Raw genomic sequence first — 15,194 nt, 5'->3', positions numbered from 1 at the left:
CGCCATGCCCACCGCCATCGCCTCCGATGAGAGCGCCTTTCTCGATCGTCTGTCCCAGGCCGCCCGCCAGGAGCAGTTCCTGACCGTCGTCAGTCGTGAGGAGGCGGTCGAGCGCTTTCGGGCGGCCGTGCCGCACGAAGCTCTGCCGGCCGAGATCGTGGAACTGGCCGACGCCCTCGGACGGGTTCTGGCCCACGACGTCGCCTCGCCCATCGACGTGCCACCCTTCGACCGCGCCCTGGTCGATGGCTTCGCACTGCGCGCCGCCGACACCGAGGGCGCCGGAGAGGCGCAGCCGCGCCGCCTGACCCTCAATCGCGAGATCCTCGCCTGCGGGGTCGTGCCGGGCTTGGCCGTTACGCCCGGCACCGCGACGCCGATCGCGACGGGTGGGGTCGTCCCGCGGGGAGCCGACGCCGTCGTGATGGTCGAGCAGACCGACTTTCGGTCGGAGGGCTCCGCGATCGACCTCGCCCAACCGGCGCGGCCGGGCCAGTTCATCGGTTATGCCGGAGCCGACATGGCCTCGGGCGAGACCGTTCTGCGCAAGGGGATGCTGATCACCGCGCGAGAGATCGGCATGCTGGCCGCTTGCGGCCTCGCGTCGATCGACGTCGTCCGCCGCCCACGAGTGGCGGTGCTCTCCACCGGCGACGAGCTCGTCGCTCCGGGAGAAGCGCTGATGGCGGGGGCGATCTACGATTCCAACGGGCCGATCGTGGCTGCCACCGTGACCGAGAACGGCGGCACGGTGAGGCCACTCGGCATCGTTCTCGATCAGGAACCGGCCCTCGAGGCCGCGCTTCGAGATGCCATCGCCGGGAGCGACATCGTCGTCCTGTCGGGCGGGACCTCGAAGGGCGCCGGGGACGTCTCGCACCGCATCCTCCAGCGCCTCGGCGAGCCCGGCATTCTCGTGCACGGCGTCGCCCTCAAACCCGGCAAGCCGCTCTGCCTCGCGGTGGCGGACGGAACGCCGATCATCGTGCTGCCGGGCTTTCCGACCTCGGCGATGTTCACCTTCCACGATGTCGTAGTGCCGCTGGTGCGGGCGATGGCCGGCCTGCCGCCGCGGGAGGAGAGCAGCGTCGCGGCGATCCTACCTCAGCGCGTTTCCTCCGAGCGTGGTCGCACGGAGTTCGTGATGACGGCCCTGGCGGAGACGGAGACCGGCCTGCGCGCCCTGCCGCTCCCCAAGGGCTCAGGCTCGGTGACAGCCTTTTCACAGGCCGACGGTTTCTTCGCGATCCCTGCCGCCCGTGCCGGCATGGAGGCCGGTGAGACCGTGGCCGTCACCCGCCTCGGCGCCGGGGTCCGGCCGCCGGACCTCACGATCATCGGCAGCCACTGCGTCGGCCTGGACCGGGTGATCGGTCGGCTGGCGGAGCGGGGGATTCGCGCGCGGCCCATCTGGGTCGGCTCGGCCGGTGGCCTCGCCGCTTTGGGCCGGGGCGAGGGCGACCTCGCGGCGATGCATCTGCTCGATGCCGAGACCGGGGTGTACAACCGACCGTTCCTCTCGCCCGGCATGGTGTTGGCCGAGGGATGGGGGCGCCTCCAGGGTGTCGTCTTCCGGCCCGGCCATCCCCTGTTCGAGGGCCGCTCAGCGGAGGAAGCCGTAGCGGCGGCCCTGGCGGAACCGGAGACCGTCCTGGTCAACCGCAACACCGGTTCGGGCACCCGCGTGCTCGTCGACGGCCTGCTCAAGGGCGCCCGCCCGCCGGGCTTCTGGAACCAGCCGCGCTCGCACAATGCCGTTGCGGCGGCGGTTGCACAGGGACGGGCCGATTGGGGCGTCGCCATCGCCACCGTGGCGCGGGCCTACAGCCTCGGTTTTCTGCCCCTCGCCGATGAGCGCTACGATTTCGCCTATCGAGCCGCCCATAGTCACCGGCCGGCACTTGCTGCCTTCCTCGCTTGCCTACACGAGCCCGAGACGCGCACGCTTCTCAGCGAAGCCGGGTTCTCGCCCGCGGAGGCGCCGTGAATCCCGCCCGGGTCATCGGCCTCGCCGGGTGGAGTGGGGCGGGCAAGACCACGCTCCTGTCCCGACTGATCCCGCTGCTGGTCGCCCGCGGCGTGAAGGTGGCGACGATCAAGCATGCGCACCACGCCTTCGACGTCGACCACCCGGGCAAGGATTCCTACGTTCACCGCGAGGCCGGGGCCTCGGAAATCATCGTGTCCTCGTCGCGGCGCTGGGTTCAGATCCATGAGGTCGGCGACGCACCGGAAGCGCGGCTCGGCGATCTTCTACGCCGGATCTCGCCCTGCGACCTCGTGATCGTGGAGGGCTTCAAGCGCGAGGCCCACGCCAAGCTCGAGGTTCACCGCGTCGCCAACGGCAAGCCGCCGATCTACCCTGACGATCCCCGCATCGTCGCCGTGGCGAGCGACCGAGACTTCGCGGATGCCGCCGTTCCTGTGGTCGAACTCGACGCGATCATGAAGATCGCCGATCTGGTCCTCGGCCTGGCGGAGCCGTTGGAGACGGCGCTGGCGCATATGGAGGGGTCATGGCCCAGCTGACCGACGATTGCTTCGCCTTCGGCGGTGCTCTGATGCGCATCGAGGACGCCGTGGCGCTGATCGGCGAGCGCCTGCCCGTGCTCGCCGGCACCGAGCGGCTGCCTCTCGTCCAGGCCGATGGGCGGATCTCCGCCGAAGCCGTTGTGGCGCTGCACGACGTGCCCCCGTTTGCGAACTCGGCCGTCGATGGCTACGCGATTCGCCATCGCGATCTCCTCCCCCTGGGCGAGACCCGGCTTCCGGTCCGAGGCCGGCTTCCGGCAGGCGTCGCCGCCGAGGCGATCGCGCCAGATGGTGCGGCGGTCCGGATCTTCACCGGCGCCCCGATGCCACCCGGGGCCGACACGGTGTTCATGCAGGAGGATGTGCGCCGCGACGGCGACGTGGTCGTGCTGCCCCCTGGGCTGAAGCTTGGCGCCAATGCGCGGGATGCCGGCGAAGACATCGCCCGCGGCGCCTGCGCGATCCCAGTCGGCCGGCGCCTGAGGCCGCAGGACCTCGCCCTCGCGGCGGCCTCGGGGCATGACCGGATCGCCGTACACACGCGCCTGCGGGTAGCCCTGTTCTCTACGGGCGACGAACTTGCCGAGCCTGGTTCACCGCTGCCCTCCGGCGCGATCCACGATTCGAACCGGGTGATGCTGGCGACTCTGCTCACTCGCCTCGGTGCCAAGGTCGCGGATCTCGGCATCCTGCGCGACGAGCCCGGCGCGCTTGCCGAGCGTCTGCGGCACGCCGCACGCGACCATGACCTGATCCTGACCTCGGGCGGCGTTTCGACAGGGGAGGAGGATCACGTCAAGGCTGCCGTCGAGGCGGTCGGCGCTTTGATGTTCTGGCGTCTGGCCATCAAGCCCGGCCGTCCGGTGGCGATGGGCGTCGTCGACGGCACGCCGTTCGTCGGACTGCCGGGCAATCCGGGTGCCGTTTACGTGACGCTGCTCTTCGTGGTGCGCCCGCTCCTCGCTCGCCTCGGAGGCGCCATGGACGTCGCGCCCCTCGGCCAGCCCGTTCGAGCCGCCTTCGCCTATCGTAAGAAGGCGGGCCGGCGCGAGTTCGTTCGCGCCAGCGTCGCCTTCGGCTCCGACGCCGTCCTGGAGGCGGTCAAGTATCCCCGGGAGGGCGCCGGCGTGCTCTCGTCGCTCACGGAGAGTGACGGGCTCGTCGAACTCGGCGACGATGTGACGTCCGTGACCCCGGGAGACATCCTCACCTTCTACCCGCACGCGATACTCTGGTAGCCGAGGGCGGCTCCGGCCGCGTCTCCGGCGGCCTCCGCCAGTCCCGCGAGCACCGTTTCATCGACGGTGATCCGGGCCGCGAGGTAGTAGGTCTCCCAGCCGAACGGGTGAAAGGCGAGCCCGAAGCGCTCGGCGACCGCGGGCGTCCCCATCCCGACATCCGCCGCCCCGGTGGCGATCAGCGCCGCGACGGCTTGGTGGGTGAATTCCTCGGTCTGTGCGCCCCTGATGGCTCCCGCCTCGAGGCCGGCTTCTGCGCAGAGCCGCTCGAACCAGATGCGCGTTCCGGCCCCGCGTTGGCGGTTGACGAAGTGCAGGCCGAGACGGGCGATGTCCTGGACGCTGGTCACGCCGTGCGGATTGCCCTGCGCCAGCATCAGGCCCTGCTGGCGTCGAAACAGCGGCCTCACGGTCAGCTCCGGGTCGCGGAAGAGGGCGTCGAACGGCGGCGGTGCAGGGCCTTCCGAACCGTAGTGGAAGCCGGCGGCCTCGGCGGTCCCAGCGCGGAGATGCGCGAGCGCGTCGAGGCTACCAGCGATCGCGAGCGCGATGCCGGGCTTCTCGTCGATGATGCTGAGGAGCAGCGGATCGTGGCTCGCCGCGAGCCGCAACGGAGCCGGCGTCCGGACATCGAGGCTCCGCAACGCTTCGGCCGTCCGGGCCGCTTCGGCGTCCAGGACGGGGCCGAGCCGGTCGTACATCTCGGCCAGGGCGGTGTGCAGGGCGCGGCCGTAGGGAGTGAGCACGGTGCCGTGCCCCTTGGTCTTGACCGCCACCGGTTGTCCAAGGGCCGCCTCCAGGGCGGTGACCCGGCTCCAGGCTGAGCGATAGGAGATTTCCAGCCGTCGCGCGGCAGCGACCAGGGAGTTCGAGCGGGCCAGGGCGTTGAGCAGCGCGAAGGTGGAGCGCAGTCCGAGGCCGTTCCAGTCGCCGTCGGCCTGCAACGCAAGGTTCGTGGACGAACGCATCGGAAAGCACTTTCCTATTGATCTTTCGCCTCACCCCGTATCATCCCGCGAGCCTCCGCACAGCCCAGTCCCGATGTTTCAGACATTCCAGGAAACGATCTTGCGCTTGGCGACCCTCGACCGCGATGTCTTCGTGATCGCGTTGCTCTCACTGCGCGTCAGCGTCACGGCGGTCGGGTTGGGGCTCTGCATCGGGATTCCGGTCGGCGCGTTCCTGGCGGTGGCGGACTTCCCGGGCCGGCCGGTGCTGGTCGGGCTCCTCAACGCCTTCATGGGCTTACCGCCGGTCATCGTCGGACTGGTGCTCTACCTCGTGCTGTCGCGCTCCGGCCCCCTCGGGTCCCTCGGACTCCTGTTCACCCCTGCAGCGATGGTGGCGGCGCAGGCGGTGCTGGCGACGCCCCTCGTCGCGGCCCTCACGCGGCAGGTGGTGGCGGATTCCGAGGCGCATCTCGGCGAGCAGTTGCGCTCGCTCGGACTCTCGGCGCCCCGTCGAGCGCTCGCGCTCGTTCACGACACCCGTTTCTCCCTGGTGACGACGGCGCTCGCCGCCTTCGGACGGGCAATCTCGGAGATCGGTGCCGTTCTCGTCGTCGGCGGCAACATCGATGGGCATACCCGTACGATGACGACGGCGATTTCCCTGGAGACCCAGAAGGGCGACCTGAGCCTCGCGCTCGCACTCGGGTTGGTGCTGATCGCCCTGGTGATCCTGGTCAACGCGGTGGCTGCGTTCCTGCGTTCGCACGCCGTGCGTGCCTATGGCGGCTGACCGGATGCCCGCGATCGAACTCAGCGGTCTCGTGCTCGCCCGCAACGGCACCACCATCCTCGATGGACTGAGCGCCAACATCTCTGCCGCCGGCATCACCGCCCTGATCGGCCCGAACGGCGCTGGCAAGAGTGCGACCCTGCGCGTCATCGATGGCCTGCTCAAGCCCGATGCCGGATGCGTGCGGATCGTCGGCGATGGTCCCGTTCGCCGCGCCTTCGTCTTCCAGCGACCGGCCCTGCTGCGCGCGAGCGCCCTCGCCAACGTCGCGATCGCGCTGGAACCGCTCGGTCTGTCGCGCTCCGAGCGAGCGGGCCGCGCCCGTGCGGCCCTGGCCCGCGTCGGCCTCGGCGATCGTGCGGAAGCGCCAGCGACGCGCCTCTCCGGCGGTGAGCAGCAGCGCTTGGCCCTAGCGCGTGCCTGGGCGGTCGAGCCCGATCTCCTGCTGGCCGACGAGCCCACGGCAAATCTCGACCCCGGCGCCACCGAACTGGTCGAGAGCCTGATCGTCGACATCGCGCGCCGGGGTACCAAGGTCGTGCTCGTCTCCCACAATCTCGGTCAGGTCACGCGGCTCGCCGCCGAGGCCGTCGTGCTCGCGCGCGGACGTGCCGTCGAGCAGGGCTCGACCCATGCGCTTCTCACCTCGCCCCAGGCTCCCGAGACGCGGGCCTACATCACCGGAGAACTTCCTTGGACATCCTTCGCCGCGGCCTCCTGACCTTCGGCCTGCTGTTCGCCCTCGGCGCAGCATGCGCCGCCAAAGCCGAGCCGACCTCGATCGTCGTCGCCTCCACCACATCCACCGAGCAATCCGGTCTGTTCAAGCACCTGCTGCCTCTGTTCGAGGCGAAGTCGGGGATCGCCGTGAAGGTCGTCGCTCTCGGCACAGGGCAGGCCCTCGATGCGGCCCGGCGAGGTGATGCCGACGTGGTGCTGGTTCATGACCGCCCGGCCGAGGAGAAGTTCCTGGCCGAGGGCTTCGCCACCAAGCGTTGGGATGTGATGTACAACGACTTCGTCGTGATCGGTCCGAAATCCGATCCTGCCGGCATACGCGGCGGCGACGTCGTCGCGGCCTTCGGCAAGCTCGCCACCACTGAAGTTCCATTCGTTTCGCGCGGTGACCGCTCCGGCACCCATAGCGCCGAGTTGCGGACCTGGAAGGAGGCGGGCGTCGACCTGGGCGCGGTCAGGGGGGATTGGTACCGCGACATCGGCCAGGGAATGGGCCCGGCCCTCAACACGGCCTCGGCTCTCGGAGCCTACCTCCTGGCCGATCGCGGAACCTGGCTCTCGTTCAAGAACCGCGGCGATCTCACCATCCTCGTCGAAGGCGACAAGCGCCTGTTCAACCCCTACGGCGCGATGCTGGTGAACCCGTCCAAACACCCGAGCGTGAAGGCCAAGGAGGGCCAAGCCTTCATCGATTGGCTGGTCTCCCACGATGGCCAGGCAGCCATCGCGAGCTACAAGATCGAGGGCAAGCAGCTCTTCTTTCCGAGCGCAGGCCAGTAGCTGATCACCCCTCCGACTGACGACCGCGCCGGTGCCAAACCGCACGGCCGTCGGTGGTTCTCAGCGGATGTTGCCCGATTGGCGCCGGCGCGCGACGTACCAGATGGCGAGGGCAACCACCGCGATCACGAGGCTGAGCCAGACCCAGTTGAAATCCATGGCCGCCGCGTTGGCGGCAGAGGAGTTCGAGCCGGCCGGACCGCGTTCCGGGATCGGTGGCGCCGGGTTGGTTGCCTGAGCGAGGGCCGGGCCGAGGGTTGCCATCCAGAGGAGAGCAGTCGGCACCAGGGTGCGGTTCATCGATGAGACCTCTCTGTGCTACTTCTCGGCCTGACGAGCCGCGCCGTATTGGAAGGCCGGCGCGGCGTCGATCTGGGCCTTGGTCAGCCGGATCTCGGCCTCCAAGGGCACGCCGCCGGCCAGGGCCGTGGCGCGAGCGGCCGTCGGCTTCTTGGTTTCATCGATGGTGCCGGTGGCGGACGTGACGCGATCGGTATGCTTGTCCTGCACGGCGCCGAGCACTTCGCGCGTGGTGTCGGCCCCCGGCATCGTCTCCGGCTTGACCTCGGCAGCGGCCTGCCGGCCAGGTTTCGTCTCGGGCGTCGTCACCGAGGTCGGCCCGCCCATCAGCGGGACATCCTTCATGTTCCAGGCGACCGCGTCGTAGGGGACGGCCACGAGCTTTTCGCCGATGCCGAGGAAGCCGCCGACACCGATCACCACCGCCTGAACCCTACCGTCGGCGCCGATCAGGACGTCCTCGATCGCACCGACCCGCACGTGATCCATGCCGACGACCGGCAGGCCGATGATCTTCGAGCCGCGCATCGCACCGGGAAGTGCCTGCGCGAAGCCCGTCCCGGGCTGGTCGGCGGCCGGCTGCGCGTGGGCACTGCCTCCGGACAAGGGCGGGGCCGCGAGCAGGGACAGGGCGAGGAGCAGGGCGCTCCGGTGGTAGATAGGCATCGCAGACTCCGCGAAAACGGACGGCTTCGCGGGACGCGAACGACCACTGATCAACGCGGCGACGGCAGCCGGAGTTCAAGGGGACGCGCGCGTCCTTCCTCCAGCGATTTGCCTCGTGCTATTTGACTCTCCGTGCCGGTCGAGGCTCATCTTTCCCGGCCCTGTCATGCTGTTCACGCACCTCTCCGACGACCTCTTCAAGCCGCTCGCCTCGCCGAGCCGGGCCTTCAATGCGGCTCTGCTGCTACACCTGCACGGCCGCGTGTTCGGGGACACCGCCGAGCCGCTTCGCAAGAGTGAACTCCTGACCGCGATCGGCGACTTCGCCGCCGATTTTGTCGACCGGGAGGTCGACGACGAAGGCGCGGCGTCGGTCGAACCGGGCGAGCGTCGCTCGGTGGTCTATCGCCGCCTTCTCGACGCCGGCTGGCTGGTGGAGCGGCGCGAGCGCTATGTCCCGGTGGTCGAGTTCGATCCCGAAGCACGGATGGTGATCGAAGAGTTGGCGCGCCTCGACAGAGGTGAGCGGCGCTCCTACGGGGGTGCCGTGCTCGACGTGCTGGGCAGCCTGGAAAGCGCCATCGCCAATCCGACCGAACGCTCCGAGTCGCTGGTCAACGCCGCCAAGTCGGCGCGGACCTTCCTGAGCCACCTGCGCAGCCTCGCCGGATCGATGCGCAAGAGCGAGGAGCGCATCCTGCGCGAGGCGGACCAGGGGGTCGCGCTGCGCCTGTACTTCGAGGAGTTCGTGGCGCGACACCTCGTCAGCGACTACCGGACGCTGCACACCCGCTTCAATCCGTTCCGCTTCCGGTCCGGCATCGTGCGTGAGGCCGGTCGGGCCCTGCGCGATCCCCTGACCCTCCGGGCGCTCACCGATTCGGGGCTGCGCGAGGGGCGGGCGCCCGACCGGGAGAGCGCCGAGCGGGCCGTCCGCGGCGACCTTGCCGAGATCCTGGCGATCTTCGAGGGGCTCGACCGTCACCTCGACGCCGTCGCCGACATCGTCGCCCGGCTCGAGCGCCGCATCGCCGCCACCTTGCGCTACCTCGACCACCGCGATTCCAACCGGATCGAGAGAACCGCCGCGGCGCTGCGGGCGGTGGCTGGGGCCGACGACGACCTCGACGGGATTCCCGAGCCGCAGGTCTCACTCTTCCGCCCGCCGATCGGGGAGCCGCATTGCTACGCTCCGCGCCTGCGCCGAGCGGCAATCGAGTCCGAGCCCCTGCCGGAGATCGCCATCGACCCGATCGTGGAAGCCTTTATCGCTGCCAAGGATGCCTTCCGCGAGCGTGTCGCCGTGACTCCGGAGCGCGTCGTGACCTTCATCGAGACTCACTTCGGGCGTGAGCATGCCATCCGCGGATCGCAGATCCACATCGCCGACGTCGATGACTTCGTTGTCTTCCAGCGCCTGCGCGAGATCGACGTCCTTTTCGACGGCACCTTGCGTACCCGGTATCGGCTGTCCCGGGTGGGGGGACGGGTCTCGAACGGCTGGCTCGACTGTCCGGACTTCCTGCTCGAAAGGGCGCCCTCGCTCCGGCGGTGATCGTGTCTCTCGCCCTCACTTTCCGGGGACGCTTGCTCCGAGTTCTTCCCCTTCGTTCGTGTGTCAATGACTCGGTGTGTTTAATCCAGGCCCTTGGCAAAATTCTGGGACGGGTTCATCCTCCCTAAGGTTTGGCGCGCAAGACGCGAAACCGGAGCGACGAAAGTCTGCGGGAGCGTTCGCCCATGACCACCGCCAAATGCCTCATCAAATCGGCCTGGATCGCTGCTGAAGTCGGTCGCGAACGCTGCGAGCGGGTTCTCGTGGTCGAGACCTACATCGCGGTGAGTCCGCTGGAGCCGAACTACGATCCGGTCCGGTACGAGACCATCGTGGCCGAGGTACAACGCGTCCTCGCGGCCAATCCCTCTCTCGACCGCGCCTCGATCCTCAGCATGCATCGCGACACCGCCTGCCTCTCCCTGTTCCGGGCGACCCCGGCCGTCGCAGCCTGAGCGGCGTACACGGACGCGCGGCCCGCCCTTGGCGCGACGCGCGGAGAGGGGCTAGAGACACGGACCGGCGCGGGCGCTTTCCGCGTCCGCGGAGTCCGTCATGCTCGAAGCCTTTCGCGCCATCCTCGACGGCGAGGAGCCGCCACCGCCCGGCGCGCGCGCCCCCTCGGAGGAGGAACTGACGCGTGCTCTTCAGGTGATGTTGAAGAGCCAGTGCATCTATGGCGGAACGCCGGGCATCGGGCGTTCCTATGAACTCGCCCGGCACTACGCACCCTTTTTCCAAGCCTACTTCGCGTGCCTCGGCTACGGCTTCGAAGTGATGCACCGCGACCAGATGGTGTGCCTGCGGGTCCCACCCGAAGGCGTTCGCCACGATGCCCAGGCGGAACGTCTCCGCAAGGACGAGACTCTAGTGTTGCTCGCCCTCCGCCTCGCTTACGAGGAAGGCCTGCGCGCCCATCGGGTCACGACCGACGGCGTCGTCGAGTGCACCACGGACGACATCGTCGAGTCGATCCGTAACGCCACGCGCAGCGATCCGCCGGAGGAGGCGCGCCTCACCGAGATCCTGCGCCTGTTCTCCCGCAAGGGTGGCCTGCGCCTGGGTGAACGCGACAAGGTCGAGAAGATCACGCCCCTGATGGTGCTGCCGGGGATCGCGGTGCTGTCGCCGGATGCCTGGATGGACCAGATCCGGGCCTGGGGCTCAGCGCGCGGCGACGGGGCGGCCTGACGGATCGGGCGCCGTCCAGTGTAAGCGCACCGTTAAAAGCCGCTGCCGTCGCTGATACCGGCCCGGTCCCGCCGGACTGCGCCGTCCCATGCGGACACGAGTGATACGTCCCCAGGCCGGTCCCGGCCGCGGCTTGCATCAGCGGCGCACAGCGTCCATTCCGAGGCGATCGCATTCGCTTCGGGACTTCCAGCACCGGCCGTGTACCGCCTAACCGACATCGTTCTCTCGAATTGGTACCTGATCCGCCGCGAGCAGATCCGGATTCGGGGCGCGGCTGCGCTGGTGGGACCCACGGGCGCCGGCAAGTCGACGATCTTCGACGCGGTCGGCACGGTGCTCGCCGGCAACAATGCGAGCCGGCTCGCCCTGAACGCCTCGGCCTCCGGGCGCAGCGCCCGTACGGTGCGGGATTATTGCCTCGGCTGGATCAGCGACCCGGCAGAGGGTGGGCGTCCCACGCGCGAGGCCTGTGAAACCCTGATCGTCCTCGTCTTCGAGAACGAAACGACAGGCCGGGTCGTCTCGGCCGGGCTCGCCCTGGCGGCGCGAGCGGAGGATGGCCGGGAGACCACGCTGTCGCGCTTCGTCCATGTCGGACACCGCTTCGAAATCGCCGACTACGTCCGCGAGGCGCCGGGTGGCAGCTTCGTCGCGCCCTGGGCCGAGATCGCCAAGGATCTGCGGACCCGCGGCGAGACCTTCGACGAGTACCGGGCGTCGGGCGAGCGCTTCACCGCCGAACTCCTCGGCATGCTGCGCGAGGGGGCCGCGGTGCCGGAGCCGCGCCATTTCCTGCGCACCTTCTCCAACGCGGTCGCCTTCAAGCCGATCTTCGATTCCTCGGCCTTCGTGCGCTCCTTCGTGCTCGAGCCCGAGCCCCTCGACGTCGCGCGCATCCGCCAGTCTGTGGAAACCTGGCGGCGCCTCCTCGAGACCATCGAGGAGCTTGAGCGGCGCCTGTCCCATCTTGCCCGCATTCTCGGGCGCTACGAAACCTGGGCGGAGGCAAGTCTCGCCTCGGTCCTCGGCGAGTTGCGCGCCGCGGATGCCGACCTGCGGCGTCGTATCCTCGACAATGTCACCGCGCGCCAAGCCCTCAGGGACGTCGCCGAGCGCCTGCGAATCGCCCGGGAGAGCGTCACCACGAGCCAGGGCTTCGTCCGCGAGATCGACGGCGAGATCGCCGGCAAGAAGGCGCTCTTGGCAGGTACCGCCGCCGAGGGTCGGCTCGCCGCCTCCAATGCCGGTCTCGCCATGCTGGCCCGCGACCGACGCGACCTCGCCGCTCGGGTCGGCGAACTGGTCGGCATCGTTCTCGACGCCGGCAAGCTTGTGGTGATCGTCGGCGAGATCCGCAAGGTTTCGCCCGAGGCAGCCCGCCTGGTGGAGGCCTGCGCCCGGTCCGGTCTGCGGCGGGAGGCCAATCCTGAGGAAACCCTGCGCTCGGATGGCCCACTTGCGGCGCTCATCGGCGGACTTGCGGGAATGCCCCAGATCGCGACGCCCCTCGAACGGACAGCCGAGGACGCGGCCTTGCGCGCCCGGTCCCTGGAGAACGAGGCGCAGTCCCGGGCTCCGGCACCGAGCACGGGTCGGAGTTCGGCGCCGCGCCTGTCCACCGACGTCGCGGCGTTTCGCGAGGAACTGGCGAGCCGCGGCATCGTCGCGACCCCGATCTGCGAACTCGCCGAAATCACCGATCCGACGTGGGGGCAGGCTCTGGAGGGCCTTCTCGGCGCCGCACGGGAGGCGCTGGTGGTGCAACCCGACCGGCTCAGCGAGGCCTTCGCTTACCTCGAAGCGCGCAAGAGCCAGTTCTATCGCTGCCTGCTCGTGAAGACGACGGATACGGCCCGACGCCGCGGCGGGCGCGACGACGAGGGCCCCCTCGCGCTGATCGAGACGGCGGATCCGCACGCCCAGGCCTTCCTCGGCGCACGCCTCGGCGGCTATGACCTCGCCCCGAGCGATGCGGCGCTCGCTCATATGAGCCGCGCCGTGGCCCCGAGCGGGCGCTCGACTTCGGGGATGGCCTATTCCGTGGTTCGTCCCGTCCAACTGATGATGACGCACGGACATCGCGGGCCCACGGCAGAAAGCCGCCAGGATTGGGAACAGGCGGCGGCCGAGGCGCGCCGGGCACGGGCAGAAGCGGACGTCCTGCGCGAAGCCTCGCGGATCGCCGCCGCTCTGGCCCGTCGCCTGTCCGAGACCAGCCTCGATCTCGCCGAACTGCGCGCCGAGGCGGACGCCATCGAGGGCCGGCGCCGCAGCCTGACCACGGAGCGGGAAAGCGTCGAGCGCGCCGAAACCGGCGTCCTGGAAGCGGAACTCGTCGAACTCGTCAAGGAGCGCTCGGCCTACCTCACCGAACTCGTCCAGGTGCTGGAGCCGAAGCGCGATCTGCTCCTCGGCGAGGAGGCCGGCTTGAAGGCCAAGGTGGCATCGAGCCGTGAGGCGGCCCGAGCCGCGCTGCAGGCGCGCCGGACCGCCTACCGGCGCTGGACCGGCGGAGACAGCATGCGCATCCGCCTCGTCCGTCCGGACGCCTTCGGTCCGCAGGCGCTGACCGGGTTCCGTGCGGAGCGGGCGGATCTGGATGCGAAGGCGTTGGCGAACCTCGCCAGCACGGCGCGCGCGGGGGCTCGCGAAGCGGCTGAGACGGCTCGAACCCAGGGACGTGCCGCGGAGCGGGATCTCGCCGAGTACTGCGTTCAGTGGCGTATCGAGAATCCGCTCGGTGCCGGCGATGCGCCGGCCTCCTTCGGTTACGGCTGGGCGCAGCGCGCCCATGACGAGGTGGCGGGACACGAACTGCGCCGGTACCGCGACCAGGCGCGGCGGGCCGAGAACGAGATGCGCCGCCTGATGATCGAGGATTTGTTGACCCGGCTCGCCGACAAGTTCGAGCGCGTCCGCGCGCGCCTCGATGCCCTGAACGAGCGCCTGTCGAGCCAGACCTTCACCGGGCAGACCTACGCCTTCGAGGCGGAGGTGGACCGTCGCTACGCCGCCGTCCACGCCCTGGCGACCGAGGTCGCGCGCTCGCCGGACGCCGCCCAGGCGATCCTGCCGGACGAGGGCGGCGCGATCCCCGACGGCCCGCTCTCCGCTGCCATCGACGAGATCACGGCCCTGATCGCCGGGGACGAAAGTGCGGCGCGGCTCGCCGATTACCGCAACTATTTCGTCTACGAGATCGGGATGCGCGATCGGGCTGGCAACCGCACCACGATGTCGAACCGCGCCCTGCGCGGGTCCGGCGGCGAGGCGCAGGCGCCGTTCTACGTCGCCATCGCCGCTTCGCTCGCCTCGGTCTACTATCCGGGCGACCGGCCTGGAGACGAGAACCCGGGACTGGGCCTCTGCCTTCTGGATGAGGCGTTCTCCAAGCTCGACGTGCGCAACAGCCAGGCCCTGGTGGACCTCTACCAGGCGTGGGGCCTGCAACTCCTCATCGCGGCGCCGGAGGACAAGCGCACGACGCTGACCGAGGTGATGGACACCATCGTCACCGTCTACAAGAGTCCCGACCTGACCTCTGTACGGATCGAGGCGGAGCACCCGCTGGAGGCCGCCAAGCGGGCGCTGGCCGCGATCAATCCCGAGCGCCAGGGCATCGAGGGCTTCCGGATCATCGACGCCGCCGAGTAGGACAACCGCGCTACCAGACCGGCTCGGCGCCGTACCAGGTGAAGTGCTTCTTGACCGGCTCGATCACGTCCCAGGTGCCGGAAAATCCAGCGGGCGTCACGAAGGCGTCGCCGGCCCGGTAAGTCTTCGACACGCCGTCCGCGTCGGTGACCGTGACCACGCCCTCGATCAGCTGGATGAACTCCGCCCGCCCGAAGTCGATGCGGAACTTGCCCGGCTGACAGGTCCAGATTCCGGCCGCGAACAAGCCATCGGGGCTTTTGTAGATATAGGTCGCAGTCTGCTCCGGCTTGCCCGAGAGGATGTGAGACCGCTCCGGCCAGTAAGGCGTTTCTTGGGGCTGGACGGCCGGAAAATCATGCGTCCGCTCCATCGGACCCGCGAGGAGCGGCGGTGGCGCGGACGGTCGACGCCAGGATGGCATCGTTCCCGCGAGGGCCATCAAGGGGCCTGCGAAGGCATGAAGTAAACGGGCGATTTCCATTCCAAGTCCTCAATGTCCTGATCGATCCAGGGTTGCGGATGAGACCGCAAATGGCAAGTTTGCGCTGCAGAAGGCTCGGGTTATCTGTATAGAACGGTTATTAATCTCTTGAAGCGGAATTTTATAAACCAAGGCGCGAATATCGAGACCGAATGACGGATTATCTGCCCGGCGATCCGCTGGCGCGGAGGCCGCTGAAGGTGGGCGAATCCCGCGTCGGTCGACCACGAGCACGTGTCGAGGTCACGGGATTTTCGAGGCCCGGCAGGGCGAGGCCGATCTCGATCGGCAATGCCGCTCGCTCCGAACTCCA

Annotated in this window: 14 protein-coding genes; 10 read left to right on the top strand and 4 right to left on the bottom strand. The window is 69.3% G+C overall.

Features of this window, described 5'->3' with window-relative positions:
- Window positions 1–4 precede the first annotated feature (4 nt).
- From ACLBWX_RS07050 to ACLBWX_RS07040, 3 genes are read left to right on the top strand one after another with little or no spacing between them, the layout of a single operon-like run.
- On the top strand, window positions 5–1,987 hold the full coding sequence (locus ACLBWX_RS07050; protein WP_447676363.1) for a molybdopterin biosynthesis protein: 1,983 nt from the start codon (window positions 5–7) through the stop codon (window positions 1,985–1,987).
- The gene (mobB, locus tag ACLBWX_RS07045) at window positions 1,984–2,529 is read left to right on the top strand and encodes a molybdopterin-guanine dinucleotide biosynthesis protein B (RefSeq protein ID WP_447676362.1); all 546 of its coding nucleotides are present in this window, start codon (window positions 1,984–1,986) and stop codon (window positions 2,527–2,529) included. Before ACLBWX_RS07050 ends, mobB begins: the two co-directional genes overlap by 4 nt.
- Complete coding sequence (locus ACLBWX_RS07040; protein ID WP_447676361.1) at window positions 2,517–3,770, top strand: molybdopterin molybdotransferase MoeA; 1,254 nt, start codon at window positions 2,517–2,519, stop codon at window positions 3,768–3,770. Before mobB ends, ACLBWX_RS07040 begins: the two co-directional genes overlap by 13 nt.
- Here ACLBWX_RS07040 and ACLBWX_RS07035 read toward each other — a convergent pair.
- On the bottom strand, window positions 3,746–4,738 hold the full coding sequence (locus ACLBWX_RS07035) for a substrate-binding domain-containing protein (RefSeq protein ID WP_447676360.1): 993 nt from the start codon (window positions 4,736–4,738) through the stop codon (window positions 3,746–3,748). The two genes, ACLBWX_RS07040 and ACLBWX_RS07035, sit on opposite strands and share 25 nt — an antisense overlap.
- Window positions 4,739–4,811: 73 nt before the next feature.
- On the opposite strand from ACLBWX_RS07035, the gene ACLBWX_RS07030 reads away from it, so the two are divergent.
- Genes ACLBWX_RS07030 through ACLBWX_RS07020 form a run of 3 tightly spaced genes read left to right on the top strand, consistent with a single transcriptional unit; the run spans window position 4,812 to window position 7,028 of the window.
- On the top strand, window positions 4,812–5,510 hold the full coding sequence (locus ACLBWX_RS07030; protein ID WP_447676359.1) for an ABC transporter permease: 699 nt from the start codon (window positions 4,812–4,814) through the stop codon (window positions 5,508–5,510).
- Window positions 5,511–5,514: 4 nt separating this feature from the next.
- A complete protein-coding gene (locus ACLBWX_RS07025) occupies window positions 5,515–6,231 on the top strand; it encodes an ATP-binding cassette domain-containing protein (protein ID WP_447676358.1) in 717 nt (238 codons plus the stop codon).
- Window positions 6,204–7,028 (top strand): substrate-binding domain-containing protein, encoded by an 825-nt coding sequence (locus ACLBWX_RS07020; RefSeq protein WP_447676357.1) that lies wholly within the window; start codon window positions 6,204–6,206, stop codon window positions 7,026–7,028. The genes ACLBWX_RS07025 and ACLBWX_RS07020 overlap by 28 nt, the downstream gene beginning before the upstream one ends.
- A 60-nt stretch (window positions 7,029–7,088) precedes the next feature.
- Here ACLBWX_RS07020 and ACLBWX_RS07015 read toward each other — a convergent pair whose 3' ends face one another.
- Window positions 7,089–7,328 (bottom strand): hypothetical protein, encoded by a 240-nt coding sequence (locus ACLBWX_RS07015; protein ID WP_447676356.1) that lies wholly within the window; start codon window positions 7,326–7,328, stop codon window positions 7,089–7,091.
- Window positions 7,329–7,346: 18 nt separating this feature from the next.
- On the bottom strand, window positions 7,347–7,994 hold the full coding sequence (locus tag ACLBWX_RS07010) for a PRC-barrel domain-containing protein (RefSeq protein ID WP_447676355.1): 648 nt from the start codon (window positions 7,992–7,994) through the stop codon (window positions 7,347–7,349).
- 166 nt (window positions 7,995–8,160) lie between these two features.
- On the opposite strand from ACLBWX_RS07010, the gene ACLBWX_RS07005 reads away from it, so the two are divergent.
- The 4 genes from ACLBWX_RS07005 to ACLBWX_RS06990 all read left to right on the top strand — a co-directional run bounded on the left by ACLBWX_RS07005 (window position 8,161) and on the right by ACLBWX_RS06990 (window position 14,397).
- Complete coding sequence (locus tag ACLBWX_RS07005; protein ID WP_447676354.1) at window positions 8,161–9,549, top strand: Wadjet anti-phage system protein JetA family protein; 1,389 nt, start codon at window positions 8,161–8,163, stop codon at window positions 9,547–9,549.
- A gap of 185 nt (window positions 9,550–9,734) precedes the next feature.
- Window positions 9,735–10,004, top strand: coding sequence for a hypothetical protein (locus ACLBWX_RS07000; RefSeq protein ID WP_447676353.1), 270 nt, complete (start codon window positions 9,735–9,737; stop codon window positions 10,002–10,004).
- Window positions 10,005–10,104: 100 nt separating this feature from the next.
- Window positions 10,105–10,740 carry a DUF4194 domain-containing protein gene (locus ACLBWX_RS06995; protein WP_447676352.1) on the top strand — a complete coding sequence of 212 codons (636 nt, stop codon included), beginning with the start codon at window positions 10,105–10,107 and terminating at the stop codon, window positions 10,738–10,740.
- A 201-nt stretch (window positions 10,741–10,941) separates the two neighbouring features.
- A complete protein-coding gene (locus ACLBWX_RS06990; protein ID WP_447676351.1) occupies window positions 10,942–14,397 on the top strand; it encodes an SbcC/MukB-like Walker B domain-containing protein in 3,456 nt (1,151 codons plus the stop codon).
- A 10-nt stretch (window positions 14,398–14,407) separates the two neighbouring features.
- On the opposite strand, the gene ACLBWX_RS06985 is transcribed toward ACLBWX_RS06990, so the two are convergent.
- A complete protein-coding gene (locus ACLBWX_RS06985; RefSeq protein ID WP_447676350.1) occupies window positions 14,408–14,881 on the bottom strand; it encodes a cupin domain-containing protein in 474 nt (157 codons plus the stop codon).
- Window positions 14,882–15,194: the final 313 nt, after the last annotated feature.

The organism is Methylobacterium sp. M6A4_1b (assembly GCF_053345175.1).
This window is presented reverse-complemented; position numbering and strand designations above follow the sequence as displayed.